Annotated in this window: 2 protein-coding genes; both read left to right on the top strand. The window is 41.3% G+C overall.

Annotated features, from left to right (window positions below):
• Nucleotides 1–867: 867 nt before the first annotated feature.
• A complete protein-coding gene (gene nusG, locus KTO58_RS09180) occupies nt 868–1,401 on the top strand; it encodes a transcription termination/antitermination protein NusG (RefSeq protein WP_095839656.1) in 534 nt (177 codons plus the stop codon).
• Nucleotides 1,402–1,427: 26 nt separating this feature from the next.
• Nucleotides 1,428–3,047 (top strand): MBL fold metallo-hydrolase, encoded by a 1,620-nt coding sequence (locus tag KTO58_RS09185; protein WP_225860157.1) that lies wholly within the window; start codon nt 1,428–1,430, stop codon nt 3,045–3,047.
• Nucleotides 3,048–3,151 lie beyond the last annotated feature (104 nt).

Here is a 3,151-nt window from a genome sequence, read left to right on the forward strand (position 1 = left end):
TTTTAATGTATAATTCAGAATTTATTCAGAATGTATTTACATTCTTATTTTTCTCTTTCCTGTGCGGCGTTTTGTATTTGTTTACGATGCAGAGATTCTGAATTTTCATCTGATTTTTGTCTTTTATGTCGATTGTTAGGTGTGCCTGTATTTCTCTACTGTACTCATTCTTCAGGTATTTTGTTGTAAGTTTGATCTTCGGCTTGCATAATAAAAGGTTAACTCCCGAAATAGTTTAATTTTTCTTATTATTGCTATACCTTGTATCGGGAAATCATACAAATGAGAAGAACGAAGTTTTGTTAACTATAGGTACAGGTACTGTTTGCGTTTCTATTATTGCAAATGAAACGAGCCCAAACGCCTTTATGTTGATTGATCAATGTGAGGGGAGACTATGAATACCATTTTCCACTTTTAAAATACCATTGAACTACCCATGAAAGCTGATAGAAAAATACTCGTCATCGTTTTTTAGTGGCTTTACCTTGCTTTGTGACTGTGCCTACAGCAATACCTATCCTGCTGTAAGTGTAAACCGCCAATTACAGTCGAAATACATTTCAATAATGGGAATATGTCACGATGTTAAGTGCTGCTAAAAGGTAGCTGATCTTAACGGAGAGGAAGTTTTGTTACTGGCCTTAGCGGAAGCTATGCCTATCACTATACATTTATGAGCGTTTAATTTGCCTGAAATAGCATGTAGCAGGCATATTTCATATCTAAGGACCAACTCACCCTATTTGCTTTTGCAATCAATTATCAGCTGGTGAGAATAATTACAGGAAGGAGACTATGTTTTGGTAGTCACCTTAGCGGAAGCTATTTGTGTAATGCAAAGAATAATCTGTCTAAAAATCTACTATGCAAACTACAGCCAACTGGTATCTGATCTATACGAAACCCAGACATGAAAAGAAAGTAGCCATACAATTGGAAAACAGAGGTGTCACTCACTTATTTCCTACCACCAGCGTAGTCAAGCAGTGGCATGATCGTAAAAAGATTGTCACCGAGCCACTGTTCGCTTCCTACATTTTCACATTTATACGCGATTCTCAGGAGTTCTATGACGTGTCGGATATGGACGGTGTGCTGAAGTATATAAAATTCGGAAAAGAAATTGCTGTTGTACCTCCCACCACTATTCAAAACCTGCAAATCTTAATGAGTGGAGATGCTACCATGGAAGTTGTAGCCACTACCTTTCAGCGGGGGCAGCATGTGGTTATCACAAGCGGGCCTTTGTGTGGTATCCGGGGTGAGATAATTGCTTACAAAGGATGCCAGAAGATATTAGTGCGTATTTCAATTATCATGCGACATATTCTACTGGATGTTTCTCCCGACCATTTGCAGCCAGTAGGTAAAGATGCACCTGCATTCCTTCGTCAATAAATGCTTATATCAGAAAAACATATCTTATGAATAGGAATCAAGTCTACCTTAAACCCAACGTGGTATTGGAACCTCTTTATGACAGATGGTACGCCTGGAGTCATCTTATTTCACCAGCCACCGCTGCGATGAACGTTGTAGGACGGCATCTTAACATCATTGACTCTTTTATTGCAGCACCGGATATTCATGAAGATGCGGTGAAAAATCCGAAGATGAAAGGTGGTCCCTTTATGGACATACCTGTAAAGCGCGTAGAAGAAATCAAGGAGCTGCAACGCCAGACGCTAGAGGGTCAGCAGCAGGTAATCAGTTTTGCAAAAGCGGTTAAAGAACTGGATAAATTATTATCCACAGAAGCACAGGGGTTTGGCTTGGAAACGTTATACGAAAAGGTACCTGCTGCATTGAAAGGATATGTAGAGCTGCATTATGACAGGAATAACCATGCAGATTTTCGTTTTTTTGAATCCCTTTTATATAAGAGTCCTTACTATAACCGGCGCTCCCAAAGTATCGCGTTATGGCTCACCAATAATGACCACCGTCCTTTCTGTCTCAGCACGCCCAGGTTGGATGAACCCAATATCTTACATCTTCCCATCACATTTGACCATGCTGGCATCGATATACTGTCTGCAATGAAGCGCAAAGCAGGCAACCTGGATGAGATCAGTGAGATTTTAGGTGTACCTGCAGCACAGCAAGCACTTTTTGATACTTTCTTCACTAACGAAGCGCCCCCTGTCTATAAGAAATATACGGGCGACAAGATCCGTATGCGTTATTTCGGTCATGCTTGCATACTTGTAGAAACGAGAGATGTAAGTATACTGGTAGATCCATTAGTTAGTTATTATGGCTATGATTCAGAGCTCGAGCATTTCTCCGATGCTGATCTGCCAGACGTAATTGATTATGTACTGATCACCCACAATCACCAGGATCATATCCTGTTTGAAACCCTTTTACCCTTACGTCACAAGATCAAAAACCTGATTGTACCCCGTACTTCCAGTGGTAAGCTGGAAGATCCGGACCTGGAGTTGATGTTCAGGAATATCGGTTTTAAGCAGGTGACCGCGGTAAACGAAATGGAGACTATTGAGTTTGCCGATACAACCATTACGGGTTTGCCATTTATAGGAGAACACAGTGATTTAAACATACAGACGAAGTCCTGTTTTCTTGTAGAGATCAGTGGCTTCCGGTTATTGTTCCTGGCAGATTCAAGGATTGTCGAAGCACAGTTGTATAAACACATATTCGATCAGATCGGAAAAGTAGATGTGATGTTCCTGGGAATGGAGTGCGATGGTGCTCCTCTCACCTGGCTATATGGCCCCCTCATTACGAAAAAGCTAAGCCGTGAACAGGATGGCAGCCGTCGTCTTGCTGGTTCGGATTGTCAGAAAGGGGTGGCACTTGTGGATATATTTGATCCACAGGAATTGTATGTGTATGCTATGGGGATGGAGCCCTGGCTGGAATTTATCAGCAGTATCAAATATACCGATGAATCAAACCCGATCATACAATCGAATCAGCTGATCAAACAATGTAATGAACGCGGCATCGTGGCTGAGCGGCTTTATGGAGAGAAGGAATTGTTGTATGAACGCAAAGAGGCATTAATAGCCGAATAACTAGTTGCATTTACTTTCCCTTATCATTTCCTGTGTAGGTACATATTACACGGGAGGGCATGCTATTGCCCGTATATCCCACTCAATTTCTAATGGCTCCCTTT

This window comes from Chitinophaga pendula (assembly GCF_020386615.1).
In the GTDB taxonomy this organism is placed as follows: domain Bacteria; phylum Bacteroidota; class Bacteroidia; order Chitinophagales; family Chitinophagaceae; genus Chitinophaga; species Chitinophaga pendula.